At 66.1% G+C, this 16,720-nt stretch carries 17 protein-coding genes and 1 other RNA gene; 8 read left to right on the top strand and 10 right to left on the bottom strand.

Annotated features, from left to right (window positions below):
- Nucleotides 1-7 precede the first annotated feature (7 nt).
- Nucleotides 8-1,663, bottom strand: coding sequence for an arginine--tRNA ligase (argS, locus tag C3Y92_RS11450; protein ID WP_129352638.1), 1,656 nt, complete (start codon nt 1,661-1,663; stop codon nt 8-10).
- A 4-nt stretch (nt 1,664-1,667) separates the two neighbouring features.
- Entirely contained in the window at nt 1,668-2,618 is a 951-nt protein-coding gene (locus C3Y92_RS11445; protein WP_129352636.1) for an ACP S-malonyltransferase, read from the bottom strand.
- 98 nt (nt 2,619-2,716) lie between these two features.
- Between C3Y92_RS11445 and C3Y92_RS11440 the strand changes: the two genes are divergently transcribed.
- Nucleotides 2,717-3,412, top strand: coding sequence for a 16S rRNA (guanine(527)-N(7))-methyltransferase RsmG (locus tag C3Y92_RS11440; RefSeq protein WP_129352634.1), 696 nt, complete (start codon nt 2,717-2,719; stop codon nt 3,410-3,412).
- Here C3Y92_RS11440 and C3Y92_RS11435 read toward each other — a convergent pair.
- Both C3Y92_RS11435 and C3Y92_RS11430 read right to left on the bottom strand, forming a co-directional pair.
- The gene (locus tag C3Y92_RS11435) at nt 3,373-3,603 is read right to left on the bottom strand and encodes a hypothetical protein (protein WP_129352632.1); all 231 of its coding nucleotides are present in this window, start codon (nt 3,601-3,603) and stop codon (nt 3,373-3,375) included. The genes C3Y92_RS11440 and C3Y92_RS11435 overlap by 40 nt on opposite strands.
- Before the next feature lie 19 nt (nt 3,604-3,622).
- Entirely contained in the window at nt 3,623-4,087 is a 465-nt protein-coding gene (locus tag C3Y92_RS11430; protein ID WP_129352630.1) for a 23S rRNA (pseudouridine(1915)-N(3))-methyltransferase RlmH, read from the bottom strand.
- A gap of 126 nt (nt 4,088-4,213) precedes the next feature.
- Between C3Y92_RS11430 and C3Y92_RS11425 the strand changes: the two genes are divergently transcribed.
- From C3Y92_RS11425 to C3Y92_RS11415, 3 genes are all read left to right on the top strand, one after another.
- A complete protein-coding gene (locus C3Y92_RS11425; protein ID WP_129352628.1) occupies nt 4,214-4,804 on the top strand; it encodes a DUF4390 domain-containing protein in 591 nt (196 codons plus the stop codon).
- A gap of 75 nt (nt 4,805-4,879) precedes the next feature.
- The gene (locus tag C3Y92_RS11420) at nt 4,880-5,806 is read left to right on the top strand and encodes a TIGR01777 family oxidoreductase (protein WP_129352626.1); all 927 of its coding nucleotides are present in this window, start codon (nt 4,880-4,882) and stop codon (nt 5,804-5,806) included.
- The gene (locus C3Y92_RS11415; RefSeq protein ID WP_129352624.1) at nt 5,799-7,151 is read left to right on the top strand and encodes an HD domain-containing phosphohydrolase; all 1,353 of its coding nucleotides are present in this window, start codon (nt 5,799-5,801) and stop codon (nt 7,149-7,151) included. Before C3Y92_RS11420 ends, C3Y92_RS11415 begins: the two co-directional genes overlap by 8 nt.
- Before the next feature lie 106 nt (nt 7,152-7,257).
- Here C3Y92_RS11415 and C3Y92_RS11410 read toward each other — a convergent pair whose 3' ends face one another.
- Together C3Y92_RS11410 and C3Y92_RS11405 are read right to left on the bottom strand one after the other, a co-directional pair.
- On the bottom strand, nt 7,258-7,968 hold the full coding sequence (locus C3Y92_RS11410; protein WP_129352622.1) for a polyphenol oxidase family protein: 711 nt from the start codon (nt 7,966-7,968) through the stop codon (nt 7,258-7,260).
- Nucleotides 7,965-8,588, bottom strand: a complete 624-nt coding sequence (locus C3Y92_RS11405) for a 5-formyltetrahydrofolate cyclo-ligase (RefSeq protein ID WP_207213994.1) — start codon at nt 8,586-8,588, stop codon at nt 7,965-7,967. The genes C3Y92_RS11410 and C3Y92_RS11405 overlap by 4 nt, the downstream gene beginning before the upstream one ends.
- Before the next feature lie 89 nt (nt 8,589-8,677).
- On the opposite strand from C3Y92_RS11405, the gene C3Y92_RS11400 reads away from it, so the two are divergent.
- From C3Y92_RS11400 to C3Y92_RS11385, 4 genes are all read left to right on the top strand, one after another.
- On the top strand, nt 8,678-9,319 hold the full coding sequence (locus tag C3Y92_RS11400) for a metallophosphoesterase family protein (protein WP_408021679.1): 642 nt from the start codon (nt 8,678-8,680) through the stop codon (nt 9,317-9,319).
- A 103-nt stretch (nt 9,320-9,422) separates the two neighbouring features.
- A complete protein-coding gene (locus tag C3Y92_RS11395; protein WP_129352618.1) occupies nt 9,423-11,177 on the top strand; it encodes a response regulator in 1,755 nt (584 codons plus the stop codon).
- A gap of 66 nt (nt 11,178-11,243) precedes the next feature.
- On the top strand, nt 11,244-12,008 hold the full coding sequence (locus C3Y92_RS11390; protein ID WP_129352616.1) for an exodeoxyribonuclease III: 765 nt from the start codon (nt 11,244-11,246) through the stop codon (nt 12,006-12,008).
- A gap of 92 nt (nt 12,009-12,100) precedes the next feature.
- Complete coding sequence (locus tag C3Y92_RS11385; RefSeq protein ID WP_129352614.1) at nt 12,101-12,271, top strand: bacterioferritin-associated ferredoxin; 171 nt, start codon at nt 12,101-12,103, stop codon at nt 12,269-12,271.
- Nucleotides 12,272-12,451: 180 nt separating this feature from the next.
- On the opposite strand, the gene C3Y92_RS11380 is transcribed toward C3Y92_RS11385, so the two are convergent.
- The 4 genes from C3Y92_RS11380 to rnpB form a co-directional block, all read right to left on the bottom strand.
- On the bottom strand, nt 12,452-13,165 hold the full coding sequence (locus C3Y92_RS11380) for an MBL fold metallo-hydrolase (protein ID WP_129352612.1): 714 nt from the start codon (nt 13,163-13,165) through the stop codon (nt 12,452-12,454).
- Nucleotides 13,166-13,272: 107 nt separating this feature from the next.
- Complete coding sequence (cysS, locus tag C3Y92_RS11375; protein ID WP_129352610.1) at nt 13,273-14,730, bottom strand: cysteine--tRNA ligase; 1,458 nt, start codon at nt 14,728-14,730, stop codon at nt 13,273-13,275.
- A 292-nt stretch (nt 14,731-15,022) separates the two neighbouring features.
- Nucleotides 15,023-16,225, bottom strand: a complete 1,203-nt coding sequence (gene ispD / locus C3Y92_RS11370) for a 2-C-methyl-D-erythritol 4-phosphate cytidylyltransferase (protein ID WP_129352608.1) — start codon at nt 16,223-16,225, stop codon at nt 15,023-15,025.
- A gap of 33 nt (nt 16,226-16,258) precedes the next feature.
- Nucleotides 16,259-16,621, bottom strand: an RNA gene (gene rnpB, locus C3Y92_RS11365) — RNase P RNA component class A.
- Nucleotides 16,622-16,720: the final 99 nt, after the last annotated feature.

Here is a 16,720-nt window from a genome sequence, read left to right as displayed (position 1 = left end):
AAGTCGGTTACATCTTGTCCGGCGCACTGACGCCAAGCAGGTCCAGACCGTTTTTGATCGTCTGGGCCACGGCGTCGAGGAGCCGCAGCCGGGCCGAGGCCAGGTCGTCGCTCCCGGCGGTCAGCACCGGGTTGACGGTGTAGTAGCGGTGCAGGCGTCCGGCCAGGTCGCGCAGATAAAAGCTCACCAGATGCGGTGAAAAGGTCCGGGCGGCGGCGGCCACGGTGTCGGGATACTGCTCCAGGAGCTTGAGCAGCTCCAGATCCTCGTCGGTGGTCAGCAGGGCCAGGAGTTCCGGCGAGGTCTCGGCCACGGCCAGGCCGCGCTCCTCGGCCTTGGCAAAAAGCGAACGTACACGGGCATGGGCGTACTGGACGTAGTAGACCGGGTTGTCCATGGACTTTTCCTTGACCGCGTCGAGGTCGAAGTCCAGGTGACTGTCGGATTTGCGCGACAGGAACATGAAGCGGGCCGAGTCGGCCCCGACTTCCTTGACCACGTCGGCCAGGGTCTCGAACTTGCCGGCCCGGGTGGACATGGCGATCTGCTCGCCGCCCCTCAGCAGGTTGACGAGCTGGACCAAAATGACCTTGAGGCTGGCCTCGGGGTCGCGCCCCAGGGCCGAGACGCAGGCCTTCATGCGCGGCACGTAGCCGTGGTGGTCGGCCCCCCAGATATCCACCACCACATCGAAGCCCCGGCGGAACTTGTCGGCGTGGTAGGCGATGTCCGAGGCGAAGTAGGTCAGCTCGCCGCCGGACTTGACCAGCACACGGTCCTTGTCGTCGCCAAAGGCGGTAGAGGCGAACCAGAAGGCTCCGTCCTGGTCGTAGGCCAGCTTCTTGTCGCGAAGTTCGGTAAAGGCGGCGTCCACGGCCCCGGCCGCGAGCAGGGTCGATTCCGGGAACCAGACATCGTGGTGGACCCGGAAGTCTTCCAGGTCTTTCTTGATGCCGGCCAGGATCTCGCGTTCGCCGTGCAGCCGGCAGAGGTCGGTGGCTTCGGCTTCGGGCATTTCGAGCAGCGTGCGGCCGTGGGTGTCCACCATGTCCTGGGCCAGGGGAATGACGTATTCGCCCCGGTAGTAGTCCTCGGGCTCGGTCACGGGCTCGCCGAGGAGCTCCTTGTAGCGGTAGAGGATGGACATGCCCAGGATGCGCATCTGGCGGCCGGCATCGTTGATGTAGTATTCGGTTTCGACGGTGAAGCCGGCCGCCCGCAGCACCCGGGCCAGGCTGTCGCCCACGGCCGCGCCGCGCCCGTGGCCGATGTGCAACGGCCCGGTGGGGTTGGCCGAGACGAACTCCACCTGGATTTTGACGCCCTGGCCGATGTCGAGCAGGCCGTAGCCGTCGCCGGCCTTGGCCACGTCGCAAACCGTCTCCTGCCAGAAGGCCGGAGTGAAGGCGACATTGAGAAAGCCCGGACCGGCGACCTCCACCGAGGCCAGCCGGGGATCGGCGGCCAGGGTCTGGCGCAGGGACTCGGCCAGCTCCCGGGGCGGCTTCTTGGCCGCCTTGGAGGCCATCATGGCCACGTTGGTGGCCAGATCGCCGTGGGCCTTGTCCCGGGGCGGTTCGATGGTGGTCTTGACCGGCCAGGCGATGCCCTGGCTTTCCAGGGCGCTGGCCAGAAGATCGCGCAAAATGGCTGTGGCGCGCATGGAATCAGGCCTCCAAAGCAGCGGCGTCGGCGGGTTTGGCCACGGAAACGCCCGTATAGGGTTCGCCGCATTCCTTGAGATTGGCGGCTAACAGCTTGGTCAGCACACCCTTGGGGCCAAGCTCCACAAAGGTGCGCGCGCCGGCCTGCCACAAGGCGGCCAGGGTGTCGATCCAACGCACCTGCGAGGTCATCTGGCGGCACATGAGGTCAAGCGCCTGGGCGGCGTCGGGCTCGGGACGGCCGGTGACGTTGTGGTAGACCGGAGCGACGGACGGGGCGCGAAGCCCGGCCCGGCGCAGGGCCTTTTCCAGCTCGGCGGCCGGCTCGGCCATAAGCGGGCTGTGAAACGCGCCGCTGACGGCCAGGGGCACGGCCCGGCCCTTTTTGTCCTTAACCAGGGCGGCGGCGGCCTCCACGGCCTCGGCTTCGCCGGAGAGCACGTACTGGCCCGGGGAATTGTAGTTGGCGACCAGCAGAATTTTGCCCGTCGATTCGGCTGCCTGGCGCACCACGTCCTCAATGTCTGTCAGAGAGAGCTTGAGCACGGCGGCCATGCGGCCGTCGCCGCCGGCGGCTTCGGCCATGAGCCGGCCGCGAAGGCTGGTCAGTTCGAACACGGCCGGGACCTCGACCATGCCCGAGGCGGCCAGGGCGGCGTATTCGCCAAGGCTGTGCCCGGCAAACCCGACCAGCGGGGATAGTTTCGACTTGAGATGAAACCACAGGCCCAGGGTCACGGCGGTCATGGCGGGCTGAAGGGAGCGGGTGTCGGCCATGGCCGTTTCGTCGCCCTCCCAGTAGATTTCACGCAGGGGCAGGCCCGAGGCCTTTTCCGCCATCGTCCACAGCTGCGCCGCTTCGGCCGAAGCCTCGGCCAGTTCGCGGCCCATGCCTTTTTCCTGGGAACCCTGACCGGGGAACAGCACGGCCAGGCGGTTTTCGGTTGCGCTCACGTTCGCCTCTCCTTAAGAGCTTTTCGCATCGTTTCGGCCGCGATTGGTAGAGCAACGGGCCTAAATGTGCAACGGTCAATTTTGACGCGGAGGAACCCGTGGAGCAAGGACAATCGGGGCTGGACGCCGCCGGCGTGGCCCAGGCGGCGGCGGGCCTGGGGCGCGCGCTGACGCCCGAACAAGCCGAAAAACTGGCCGGCTATCTGACGCTTTTGACCCGCTGGCGCGGCCGGGTCAATCTGGTCGGGCCGTCGGATTGGCGCGAGATACTGGAAACGCTCGTCGCCGATTCCTGGCATGTGGCCGATTTTCTGGCCGACCCTGGCGCGGCGTTTTTACCGCCGGTCGGCGAGCCTGTCGTATCCCTGGATTTCGGGGCCGGGGCCGGGCTGCCCGGCGTGCCGCTGCGGGCCTTTTGGAACCGGGGCGACTATCATCTGCTCGAAGCCCGGCAAAAACGGGCGGTATTTCTTGGCGAATGCGCCGCGCGCCTGGGCTTTGCCGGCCTTGTTGCCGCCGAGGGTCGGGTGGAGGCCACTGTGCCGCCCATTGTGGCGGCTCATCCCGGCGCGTTCATCCTGTGCCTGAGCCGTGCCTTCGCGCCCTGGCCGCAGTTTTTGGCCATCTGCCGGGAGCTCGTGCCTCGGCCCATGGCTGTGCTGACCATGACGGGCACGCCGCCACAGGGCGAGGATATCCCGCCGGGCTTTGCCCTTAAGGCGGCTGGCGACTACCGGGTCGCCGGCAAGACACGTTACCTTTCGCTGTTTTCGCCCTGGGCCGAGGCCAGGTAGGCGTCCTTGAAAATGAGCCGGGTGGCCGTGGCGTCGGCGGCCTCGGCCAGGTCCATGAGGGTCTCCAGGAAATCGAGAATCTCGCCCTTGTCGGCTTCGGAGGCGTTTTCGAAGTCGAAAACGATGTCGCCGGAGACGAAATATTCGCGCAGCTTTTCCAGATAGGCGGCGTTAATCAGCGGCAGGGCCATGGTCTGTGATCCTTGTGCGTTAGTGGTGGTAGGGCGCGCCGGCATTGATGGAGGCGGCGCGGTAGAGCTGTTCGTAGAGCACCACCCGGGCCAGTTCGTGGGGCAGGGTGCCCGGCCCCAGGGCCAGGAGGCGGTCGGCCCGGTCGAGAACGGCTTTGTCCAGGCCAAAGGGGCCGCCGATGACAAAGGCGGGAGCGCGGCCCGGATCTTCGATGCGTTTTTTGAGCAGCGCGGCCAGTTCGGTCGAGGGCAGGGACGGGCCGTGCTCATCCAGGACCACCACGAAGTCGCGCGGGGCCAGGACCGCCAGTACGGCCCTGGCCTCCTCGGCCTTGCGCCGGGCCGGATCGGCCGATTTGCCGTCCCGGGCGAGAATCTCTTCGGCCGGCAGGTAGCGTCGAATGGCCGTCAGGTAATGGGAACAGGCTTCGCGGAAGTAGGGGGTACGGACCTGGCCGACGGCGATGAGTCTAAGGGGTTTCATAGGTTTGGCGGCCGCCGTAGCGGACTTGCCGGGGTGGTAGCCGAGGGGGGCGTTGTTGTCAAAGCGGCCGCCTTGGTTTAGGGCATGATCGGTGGGGTCGCGTCTTTCTCCCCACGCTGGAGCGGCATGTCGTTTATGCGCCTTGGGACGATGACACGTCGGCGGTTTGCCGCCTGCCTGGTCTGGGCTTTGGCCGGGGTCTTTTGTTGCGGTGCGTTCGCGCCGGTCTTGGCCCAGGAACTGCTCTTGACCAACCTGGTGCTCAACAACTACGAGGGCCGCATCAGGGTACGCTTCGGCATTGAACCCACCGGCCTTGATCGCATTGCCCAGGCCCTGGACGCCGGCGAGCGCCTGAACCTGCGCTGCCGGGCCAGGCTCTCCCTCAAACGGGATTACGTCTGGAACCAGAGCGTCAGCGCCGCTGCCTGGGAAGGGGAGCTGTGGCGCATCAAGACCGGCGAATACGTCGCCTCCCTGCCGGACCAGGGATCGGCCGCCGACAAGGACCTCGGTTCGCTTTTTCGCAAACATCTTGGCGAAATTCTTATTGATCTCGGCCCTTGGGACCGACTGGAGCGCGGCGTGACCTACGTCCTGTCCCTGGAACTGTCCCTGACCCGGCCGGACGTGTCGCCCTGGCTCAAAAACGGCCTTTTTTTCTGGTCCTTCGATGCCGCCCGGCCCGTTTCCTATCAGCTCGATTTCACCTACTGAGTCCGTGCGCGAGTTGCCATCCTCCCGGGATCCCGTATATTGAAGCCAGCCGTTTGGCGGAGCAAGGAGGGCGTCATGCGCGTGGTCATCCTGGGCGGTTCGGGGTTTATCGGTCGGACCCTGACCCGTTCCCTGATCGGGGACGGGCAGGAGGTCGTCATTGTTTCGCGCGGCGTGCCCCGGGCGACCGCCGGCGGCGTGTCCTATGCTCCTTTTGACGGCCGAAGCGGCGCGGGCTGGCGGGAGAGCCTTGACGGGGCCGACGCCCTGGTCAATCTGGCCGGCGAGAACATCGCCTCGGGCTATTGGACGGCGGCGCGCAAAGGCCGCATCCTGGACAGTCGTTTGGCTGCCGGCCGGGCCGTCATGGACGCCCTGGCCTCGGTGGCTTCCCGGCCGGCCGTGCTCGTCCAAGGCTCGGCCACGGGCTACTACGGCGACCGGGGGGACGCCCCCGCCGCCGAGGACGCTCCGGTTGGACGGGGTTTCCTGGCCGAGGTGGCCGAGAAATGGGAAGCTTCCACAGCCGGGGCCGAGGCTTTGGGGGTGCGACGGGTCGTGGTCCGAACGGCTGTGGTGCTCGACGGCCGCGGCGGGGCTTTGCCGCGAATGCTCGCTCCTTATCGCTTTTTCGTCGGCGGGCCGATGGGGTCCGGCAATCAGTGGTTTCCCTGGATTCATCTCACCGACGAGGTGCGGGCCATTCGTTTTTTGCTGGAATGCCCCGAAGCCCAAGGCCCGTATAATCTGGCCGCGCCCGGAGCCGTGACCCAAAGGCAATTGTCCCAGGCCATCGGCCGGGCGCTTTCCCGGCCGGCCTGGCTGCGCACGCCGGAGACGGCGCTGCGGCTTATACTTGGGGAAATGGCCCAGGAACTGTTTTTAAACGGCGTCCGGGCCGTGCCGGAACGGCTCACGCGCCTGGGTTTTGCCTTCCGTTTTCCAACCCTGACCGCCGCTCTGGACGACATCCTGGGCGGATCGGACGCCGTCCATGCATGATCTGGCCAGCGAAAACGCCGTGCCGGCCCGGGTGCTCGTCATCGAGGACGAGGCCGTGGTGGCCATCGACGTCTGCCACCGGCTGCGCCGTCTCGGCTACGTCGTGGCCGGGCAGGCCGATACCGGCGAGGAGGCCGTGCGCCTGGCCGGCGAACTGGCCCCGGATCTGGTGCTTATGGACATCATGCTGGCCGGGCAAATGGACGGCATCGACGCCGCCGCCGCCATCCGCGACCGTAACGGCGTTCCCGTGGTCTTTTTGACCGCCCATTCCGACCGGGCCACCCTGCGCCGGGCCGGCGCGGCCGGTCCCTACGGCTATCTCATCAAGCCCTTCGAGGAACGGGAGCTGCAAAGCGCCCTGGAGATCGCCCTGTACAAGTCGCGCATGGAGCAGCGCCTGGCCCGGTCCGAGCGTCTGACCGCCGTGACCCTGCGCTGTCTGGGCGAGGGCTTGCTCACCACCGACGAGACAGGACGGGTGGTTTTTGCCAATCCGGCCGCCGAGGCGCTTTTGGGCGTGGAAGCGGCCGCGCTGGCCGGCCGCTTCCTGGCCGAGGTCTACCAGGCTACCACGGACGAGAGCGACGGCCCAAACGGCCGGGAAACCGCCACCCTCCACCGTGCTGACGGCCGCGAAGTGCCCGTGGAGCAGACCGTGTCGCCCATTCTCGACGGCCGGGGCGTGTCCATCGGTTCGGTGCTGGTTTTCCGCGACATGACCCATCGCCGTGAGGTGGAGCGGGCATTGCGCGATTCCGTGGACAATCTGCGCCTGACCCTGGCCGAAACCGTCAACGCGCTCACCGTCACATCGGAAAAGCGCGACCCCTTCACCGCCGGCCACCAGCAGCGCGTGGCCGCCCTGGCCGTGGCCCTGGCCGCCCGGCTGGGGCTATCCGACGACGAACGCGAGGGGATTCGCGTGGCCGGGCTGGTCCACGACATCGGCAAAATACACGTGCCCTCCGAGATCCTGGCCAAGCCCGAGGCTCTAAACGCCATGGAGATGGGCATCGTGCGCGACCACAGCGCCGTGGGCCACGAAATCCTCAAGGACATTCCCTTCCCCTGGCCCGTGGCCCGCATGGTGCTGGAGCACCACGAACGCCTGGACGGCTCGGGCTATCCCAAGGGACTTTCCGGCCAGGACACCCTGCTCGGTTCCCGGCTTTTGGCCGTGGCCGACGTTGTGGAAGCCATGAACTCCCACCGCCCCTACCGGGCCGCCCTGGCCCTGGATGTCGCCCTGGACGAGCTGCGTTCCGGTCGCGGCAGCCGGTACGACCCCGACGTGGTCGATGCCTGCCTGGAGCTTTTTCTCCAAGACGGCTACCGCTTATAATCGAGGTAGGGGAGAAAAGGCCTCCGGCGGCCGGGGGGATGATCCCCCCGGACCCCTCGACGGGAAAAAGGGCGAGGCCAGTGCGGCGTTTGCCGGTTGTTTTCTTCTATTCTCCCTTGATCCAGATGAGGCTGGCTTGGCGGCCGGTCGATTTGTCGCGGCGGTAGGAAAAAAACAGCGGCAGGGACAGGGTGCACAGGTCCAGGGCATAGATGCGCTCGCCGTCCAGGCCGGCCTTGACCAGCTGGTCGCGGGTGAGCCGCCACAGATCGACCCGGCGGGTGCGGTAGTCGTACCAGGGCCGGAAGGCCTCGCCGAATTCGCCCGCAAAAGCCGTGAATTCCGAGACGCCCGGCCCCAGGCTCGGCCCCCGCACGGCCGACAACTCGGCCGGCGACAGGCCGTAGCGCACGCAAAACGAGCGCACCGCCCGGGCGCAAAAATCCTGGACATTGCCCCGCCAGCCCACGTGCAAGGCCATGACGTAACGCCCCGAGGCATGGGCGATGAGCACCGGCTGGCAATCGGCGGTCTTGATGGCCAGGGCATGGCCGGGCCGGGTTTCGGTCATGCCGTCGCCGGCCTCGATGCTCGGACGGTCCAGGGTCTCGAATTCCGGCTCGAAAATCATGTCCACGCCATGCACCTGCCGCAAGCTGTGCCAGGCGGCGAAGCCCAAGGAGGCCTTGAGGCTTTGCCGAACGGCGATCACGTCTCCGGGATCGGCCGCGCCGGTAAAGGCCATGGTGCGCGGCCCCGTGCCGAAGGCGCAGGCCACATTGGGGATGTCCGGGAAGGCGAAGGGTATGTAATTCATGGTGTTGTCAGGAGGGTTTGCCGGTCGGTGACCACGGCGTTGACGGGTTTGTCCCAGGGATCGGCCGGGAGCAGGGCGACAAGCTGGAAATCGTAGCCCAGGCCTACGGTGAACGCGTTTTGGGCCATGGGTAGGGCGAGCAGGCGGTCGTAGTAGCCGCCGCCGAAACCAAGCCTGTTGCCGCGCCGGTCGAAAGCCAGGCCCGGGACCAGGATCAGGTCCGGCGAGAAGGCTTCGGGGGGCAGGCAGGCCTCGCGCGGCGGCTCCGGGATGCCGTAGCTCCCGGGGGCGGCCTCGGACAGGCAACGTACGCAGCCCAGATCAACCTGCCCTGGCGCGCCGTCGCGGCAGCGCGGCAAAAGCAGCCGTTTGCCGTCGGCCAGGGCCTGGCTGGCGATCAGCCCGGCGTCAAGCTCGTTGCGCACGGCCATGTAGGCCAGGATTTCCCGGGCCTGGACATAGGCGGGCAGGGCAAGGACGCGCTTGGTGGCCAGTAAACCGGCCGCGGCAACGGCTTGCGGCGTCAGGGCGGCCCGCCGGGCCGACATGTCGCGGCGCAGTTCCGCCTTGGCCAGGGCTTTACCGGTATCGGTCGGCTGATCTGGTTGCAATGTTTTCACAACCGCTTCATAGTAACAGGCGAACCCCGTCAGGGGAAGGGCGCGTAACCAGGGAGGACAGGGTGAGCGCAGACGCATTCTGGATCGGCATGGGCGATATCCATGACGACGTGTCCATGCTCGGGCGGATTCCCGATCTGGCCGCGGCCGTCGGCGTGGTCGTCAGCGGCGATCTGACCATCAAGGGCGGGGCCGCCGCCGCCAGACGGGTCATCGCGGCTCTGCGCGAGGTCAATCCGGTGCTCATGGCCCAGATCGGCAACATGGATCTGGCCGAGGTGGACGCCTACCTTTCGGGCGAGGGGATAAACCTCCACGCCACCGGCCGGGTCACGCCCCAGGGCGTGGGGTTTTTCGGCTGCGGCTGGTCCACGCCGACCCCGTTCGGCACTCCCAGCGAAGCCGGCGAGGACCGTATCGCCGCCTGGCTCGAAGCCGCCTGGCAGACCGTGGCCCATTGTCCCAACCTCGTCCTGGTCTGCCACACGCCGCCCTACGGCACGGCCACGGATCAGGTCGGCGGCGGGGTCCATGTCGGCAGCCGGACCGTGCGGGAGTTTATCGAACGCGTGCAGCCGGCCGTGTGCCTTACCGGCCACATCCACGAGTCCACGGCCATCGATGCCATCGGCCGCACCGTGGTGGTCAACCCCGGAGCCTTGGCCGGCGGGGGATACGCCCGTATCGAACGGAACGCCCAGGGGCTAACCGCTCGATTATGTCAGGTTTGACCGTTGGCATGGCCCCTGGCCTGCCCCGACATTACGACAACCGGTCCTGTCCGGCCACGCGATGACCGGTAAGCGCCGCCATCTGGAACCGCCCGGAGATTCGATGCTGATCGTCAATATCATCGACATCCTGTTCTACCGGGCCTTTCTGAGCAAAATTTATCTGACGGCCGGCGTCGATTACCGGTTTTTGAGCCCGGACGCGGCCCACGAACTGGCGGCCCTTGACCCTCCGCCCGATGCTGTTTTGGTGCAGGACTCCTATGCCGGCTGCGACTGCCGCGATATGTTGGGAACGGTTCGCGAGGCCGGCCGGGCACTGGGGCGGGAGTTGCCCATCTTGTGCCTGCGTCCCTTCGAGGAAGGTCTGCATCAGGAACACCAAGCCTGCCAGAGCCTTGGCCCGGGGGTGAAACCAGTCAACCGTCTGACCCTGGCCGGCGTGCTGGCCGAACTCAAGGCCGCCTCCCAGACCCGCCAGCCCGTTGCCGGGCCCCGGGAAATTCTCTTTGTCGATGCCGGGCGCACCTTGCTCCATGTGGTGCGCGCCGCCCTGGCCAGCAGCGGCTTTCGGGTGGTTTCGGCCCGAAACGCCGAGGACGCCTTGGCGTTGTGCCGCCGCCATGCCTTCGAGCTGGTGCTGACCAGCGTGCTCTTGCCCGGCATGTCCGGCCTGGAGCTGTGCCGCAAGCTCAAGGAAGACAACGCCGGACCGTACCTCCCGGTCATCATGCTTTCCAGCAGCGACAATGCCCTGGACATGGACACGGCCTTCAACTACGGGGCCGACGACTATCTGCTCAAGTCGTTCACCGCCGAGATGCTTTCCAAGAAAGTCTCGGAACACCTCGACATCGCCGAACGCAAGCGCCACAACAAAATTCTGGTCGTGGACGACAGCAAACTCATCCGGGAAATGCTGCGCCACAATTTCGTGAAAAACGGCCACTGCGTCCTGACCGCCGAGAATGGGGCCAAGGCCCTGGAACTTGCCCTGGCCGAGCAGCCCGACGTGGTGGTCACCGACATCGAAATGCCCGAGATGGACGGCTACGAGCTGTGCGAACGCCTGCGCAAGCAGCCCGAGCTGCGCAACACCCTGGTCGTCATCATGAGCGCCCGGGGCCATGCCAGCGACATCAAGCGCGGCGAGCGGCTTGGCGTGTCACGCTATTTCGTCAAACCCTTTGACGTGGAAAAGATGCATCTGGTGGTGGAGCAGCTCCTTGGCGAAAGCTACCGCCACCTCAAAAAAGAGCACGAACACGTCCTGTCCAGCATGTCGGCGCTCATCACCGCCCTGGAGGCCCGGGACGAATACACCAAGGGCCACACCGCCCGGGTGTCGCGCATGGCCATGCGCCTGGGCCGGGCCATGGGCCTGGGCGAACGCGAACTGCGCAACCTCGAAATCGGCTCCAATCTCCACGACATCGGCAAGATCGGCGTGCGCGACGCCGTGCTGCTCAAGCCCGGCCGGCTGACTCCCGAGGAATACGCCGTTATCCAGGAACACGCCGTCATCGGGGCCGAGATCCTGCGTCCCATCGCCTCCCTGGCCCCGGTGCTGCCGCTGATCCTGCTGCACCACGAACGCTGGGACGGCCGGGGCTATCCCACGGCCATCAGCGGCGAGGACATACCGCTGGGTGCGCGCATCATCGCCATTGCCGACGCCTTCGACGCCATGACCACCGACCGGCCCTACCGCCAGGGCATGGCGCTGACCCATGCCTTGGGCGTCATCCGGGACGAGGCCGGCCGGCAGTTTTGCCCGATCTGCGCCGAAGCGTTTTTGGCCATGCTCGATGGAGAAGCAGCTGCCGCTAGCGAAGATTTTGCCGAGGAACCCGCATGATGCCGCCGGTTGGCTCCAGGCCACTGTCTCGGGGCCTGTCTGGCAGAGCTGTCAACAAGGATCCGCATGATACTGGTGAGTTGGAACGTCAACGGCCTGCGGGCCGTGGTGCAGAAGGGCTTTTGGGAATGGCTGGCCGGCAGCAGCGCGGACGTGGTCGGCATCCAGGAGTCCAAGATCCAGACCGGCCATGAGGCGGATTTCGGCCACACCGACCAGTACAAGACCGTCTGGTGCAGTTCCACGGTGAAAAAAGGCTATTCCGGCGTCGGCTGCTTCTACCGGGCCGAGCCCCTGGCCATCGCCATGGAACTGCCCGATCCCGCCTTCGCGGGCGAGGGAAGGCTGCTGCACCTCGAATACGAAGAATTCCATTTCTTCAACATCTATTTTCCCAATGGCGGCCGGGGGCCGGAGCGGCTGGCCTACAAACTCGGTTACTACGACGCCTTCCTGGCCCATGCCGAAGAACTCCGCAAGCACAAGCCCATCGTGGTCTGCGGCGATTTCAACACCGCCCACACCGCCCTGGACCTCAAAAACCCCAAGGCTAACGAAAAGACCTCCGGCTTTCTGCCCGAGGAACGCGCCTGGCTCGACCGCTTCGTCGCCGCCGGCTACGTCGACACCTTCCGTCTGTTCACGTCCGAGGGTGGGCATTATTCCTGGTGGGACTACCGGTTCAAGGCCCGGGACCGCAACGTGGGTTGGCGCATCGACTATTTCTTCGTGTCCGAGGAACTGCGGCCCAAGGTCAAGCGGGCCTGGATCGACGCGGCCGTGATGGGGTCCGACCACTGCCCCGTGGGCCTGGAGCTTGACTGTCGGTAGGCTTGTTCGAGGCGGCCGCCTCAGAGGACCTGAGGCTCAGGTCCCGCCACAAGACGACAGGGAGCATGGCGGCGGCCGAGCGAGGTATAGCCATGGGAGAGGGCGCGGACAAGAAAGTTTGCTGGTGCTTCGGCTACAAGGTGGCCGACATCGAGGCTGATCTGGCCCGTAACGACGGCCGTTCGAGCCTTATGGAAGGCATTGCCGCCACCAAGGCGGCCGACGGCTGCCGTTGCGCCGCAGTGAGTCCCAGCGGGCGGTGATGCCTGCCGGAAGTCCGTCAGGTGGCGGACGCCTGGAAAACTCACCATGGCCGGCTGTTCGGTTGTCCCTTTGCCAATCCCACGAGCCCCTGACCCTGATCTCCCCGGTGGGGGGGCCAGGGGCCTCAGGCCCCCAGCCGCCGGAGGCTCTCTTCCTCCACAACCAGCTTCCAACCTATCTCAAATATCAAGCACGTCGCCTAGCTTGGCGTAGCAAAAAAGCGTCGTGCCGGGGCGGGTCAGGCGGGGGGCGAAGGCGTCGAGGTAGTGGACATGGCCGCCGAGGTGCATGGGGACAAAAACTCGGGGGCGCACCCGGTCAAGGAGTTCCGGCGCGCCGCACAGGCTTTCCGGCAGCCTTGGGTCGGTATTGGAAAAGGCCACGTCCAGGCGCTTGCCTTCAAGGCGACCCAGTTGCCGCCGCCAGGTCATGCCCACGGCTCGGTTGGCGGCGGGCGTGTTGCCCGGCCAGTCCCACAGGGCCATGTCGCCGCCGTAATAGACCGTCAGTCCGTCCATTTCGAGCAGATAGGCCAGCCCCAGGTCGTTGCTTTCCAGGGCGGTCACGGTCAGGCCGTCCAGGTCCACCCGGTCCTCGGGTTCCATGGTGATCCGTCCCGGCGGCAGGGCGTCGCCGTAGAGGTCGGCCACGTCGTCGGACACCACGAACTGCCGGGCGGCTGCGCCGCTGGTCGCGGCGACGATCTCCGGATCGAAGTGGTCGTCATGGCTGTGGGAGGCAAAAACAGTGAGTTGCCGGCCGGCCAGATGGGAAGCGCAGACCCGGGCCACCGCCTCGGGCAGATAGGCCGGGGCGGGGTAGTCGAACAGCAGCGTTCGTTCCCCCGCCTCCAGCACGAAGCAATTGTGGTGTATGTAGACGATGCGTGGCATGTCTTTGGCTCGCGGCGCTCAAAAAATACGAGCGTATTTTTTGAGCATACTTCTCGTTCTCATGCGTTTGCAGGGCCGTGCATGAGACGTTTTTCGCGGGCGCGACACTAGGCGATGTCCCACTGCGGGCCGGTCGGCGTGTCCATGACCGTGACGCCAAGGCCGGCCAGCTCGTCGCGAATGGCGTCGGAGCGGACGAAGTCCTTGGCCTTGCGGGCGTCCTGGCGCTCGGCCACCAGACCGTCCACCCGGGCGGCGTCGATGCCCAGGCGCGTCAGGCGACAGGCCTTGAGCTCGGCCAGGAAAGCCGCCGCGTCGGTGCCGAACACCCCAAGCACCTCGGCCCAAACGGCGAAATTGGCCAGGATGCGGCGCAGTACCTCGGCCGTCTCGCGGCTCTTGGCCAGGGTCTTGTCTTCCATGAGCCGGCCGGCCAGGCGCACCAGGCCAAACACGTGGCCCATGGCCTGGGCGGTGTTGAGGTCGTCGTCCATGGCGGCGGTGAAGCCTTCCTCGTGGCGCGAAAGCTCTTCCGTCACGTCGGCCGGCAGCTTGGTCTCGCTCCACTTGGCGCGGCCAAGCGCCTGCTCCATTTGCACCTTGGCGGCGTAGATGCGCTTGATGCCTTTTTCTGCCTCGTCCAGGCCCTGGTCGGAATAGTCGAGCGGGCTTCTATACTGCGAGGAAAGAAGGAAAAACCGCAGCACTTCGGGCAGGTAGCGGGCGTAGATGTCGCGAATGGTGATGAAGTTGCCTAGGGACTTGGACATTTTCTCGGTGTTGATGCGTACAAAGCCGTTATGGACCCAATAACGGCAAAATTCCCCGCCGATGGCCGCCTCGCTCTGGGCGATTTCGTTTTCGTGGTGGGGGAAAATGAGATCCTGGCCGCCGCCGTGGATGTCGATGGGCATGCCCAGGAGCTTTTCGCTCATGGCCGAGCACTCCAGGTGCCAGCCGGGACGGCCTGGGCCAAAGGGACTCTCCCAGACCGGCTCGCCGGGCTTGGAAGCCTTCCACAGGGCAAAATCCAGGGGATCTTCCTTTTCCTCGCCCGGGGCCACTCGCGCGCCGGAACGCATGTCTTCCACGTCGCGGCCGGAGAGCTTGCCGTAGCCGGCAAAGGAACGCACCCGGAAATACACGTCGCCCGACGGCGTGCGGTAGGCGTGGCCGCTGTCGATAAGCCGCTGGGCCAGGGAAGCCATCTCGCCGATGTATTCCGTGGCCTTGGGCTCGGCGTTGGGCCGCAGTATCCCGAGCTTGTCCATGTCTTCGTAAAAGGTCGCGATGTAACGCTCGGCGACCTCCTGGGAGGTCGTCTCCTCGGCGTTGGCCTTCTTGATGATCTTGTCGTCAACGTCGGTGAAGTTGCGCACGAAGGTCACGTCAAAGCCGATATGGCGCAGATAGCGCACGAGCACGTCGAAAACCACCGACGAGCGGGCGTGGCCGATGTGGCACAGGTCGTAAGCGGTGATCCCGCACACGTACATGGCCACCTTCCCCGGCACGCGGGAAACGAACGGCTCCTTGGTCCGGGTCATGGTATTGTACAGCTGCATCCTCGCCTCCCGTCGAAAAGTTCCCACCCTTTGCAAAGCCAAGGGCCAAAGTCAACCAGGGGGAGGAAACCCCTTTTTGAAAAAAGGGGTTTCCTCCCCCTGGACCCCCTCCTTCCCCAAAAACTTTTTAAGGGGGTGGGGTGCGATAGTTCAAGTTTAACTTTAACGTTATTATAGCCAGCCGCCCGGTTACGTTGTTGCGCTCATGGGCAACCCAGGTTGGGGGGCCGGGGGCTAAGCCCCCGGCGGGCGCCGGGCAGCGCCCGGCCGGGTCTGGGCAGAGCCCAGCACCTTACGGGCGTCGCCAGCCGGTGACTAGGGCGACGGCTTTGATGCCTTTTTTCTCGCCGGTGAAGCCCAGACCTTCCTCAGTGGTGGCCTTGAGGTTCACTTGCTCTTTATTGAGCCCCAAAAGCGCGGCCACGTTGAGGCGGATGGCCTCGGCGTGGGGGCTGATCTTGGGAATCTGGGCGATGATGGTCAGGTCCACGTGGGTGATGGTCAGGCCCTTGGCCTTGGCGGCCAGCAGGGCTTCGCTTAAAAACACGCCCGAGGCCATGTTGTCGAAATCCGGGTTGCTGTCCGGGAAGAGCCGGCCGATGTCGCCGCCGGCCACGCAGCCCAGCACCGCGTCGGTCAGGGCATGGAGCAGCACGTCGCCGTCGGAGTGGGCCAGCACCTCGGGCGCGCCGAGGATGGGGAAGCCGCCGAGCTTCATGGGGCGCGGGGGCTGTTTGCCGGGCTTTTGCGGATCGGCGTAGCGGTGGACGTCGTAGCCGTAACCGGTCACGGGCACGGGAGGCGCGGCCGCCTCGGCCAGGCTGGCCAGATCCTCGGGATGGGTGATTTTCATGTTGCGCGGCGCTCCGGGCACGGTGAAAACGGGCTGGCCGTAGTGTTCGACCAGGCTGGCGTCGTCGGTGACGTCGAAATCCGGTCTGGCGTGGGCATAGGCTTGTCGCAGCAGGGTCAGGTCGAAGCCCTGGGGCGTTTGCACGGCGGCCAGCTCATGGCGGGGCAGGGTGGCGGTCACCCTGTCGCCGTCCACCTGCTTGACGGTGTCGGTGACGGGCAGGGTCGGGATGACGGCCTTGCGTCCGGCGGCCAGGGCGTCGGCCACCCGGGCGATGAGCCCGGCATCGACAAAGGGCCGGGCCGCGTCGTGGATCAGCACCAGACGCGCTTCGCGGGGCAGGGCGTCGAGGCCGTTTTGGACCGAATCCTGGCGTCTGGCCCCGCCTGCGGCGGTCAGGACCGGCAGGCCCGGGTGGCTTACGTCGAGATAGCCGGCCAGCTCGCGGGCAGCCTCGGCCAGATCGTCGGGCGCAAAAACCACGACCACGCCGGCCACGTCCGGGGACTTGGCAAAGGCGGTCAGGGCTTTCCAGTAGAGCGGGCGGCCGCCAACGGAGAGAAACTGTTTCTTGACGCCGCCCGAGGCCTGGGCCAGACGGGTTCCGGAGCCGGCGGCGAGCAGCACGGTCCACAGGGACACGGGGAATCCTTTGCGCTAAAGCGTGGATAAAAAAGGGGGAGTCGGCCGATAAGCCGGGTTTTGTTCCCCGGATAAACCGGGGCGGCCATCATTCCTCTAGGACCACGATTGCTCGCGGCCTCAAGCAACCTACCCGAAGGCACGGCCGGGCCAGCCTTAACGCCTTCCTATTTGGTCTTGCTCCGAACGGGGCATGCCGAGCTTGCCGCGTCGCCGCGGCAACTGGTGGGCTCTTACCCCACCGTTTCACCCTTACCGGCGCATGCGCCGGCGGTTTGTTTTCTGTGGCGCTCTCCCGGGATCGCTCCCGCTGGACGTTATCCAGCGTCCTGCCCTGTGGAGCCCGGACTTTCCTCCCCGGGCCTTGCGGCCCGCGACGACAGCCTGTCCGACTCCCCGGGGGAGTCATAAGGCCCTTTTGCCCCTGCGTCAAAGGGCGACGCGGACATTGCCGGCTTGAGTGCCGGCTTTGAGAATGCTAATAGCCTGAAACCG

Source organism: Solidesulfovibrio carbinolicus (genome assembly GCF_004135975.1).
GTDB lineage: Bacteria > Desulfobacterota > Desulfovibrionia > Desulfovibrionales > Desulfovibrionaceae > Solidesulfovibrio > Solidesulfovibrio carbinolicus.
Note: the sequence above shows the minus strand (reverse complement) of the source record. Positions and strands in the feature narration are given on the sequence as shown.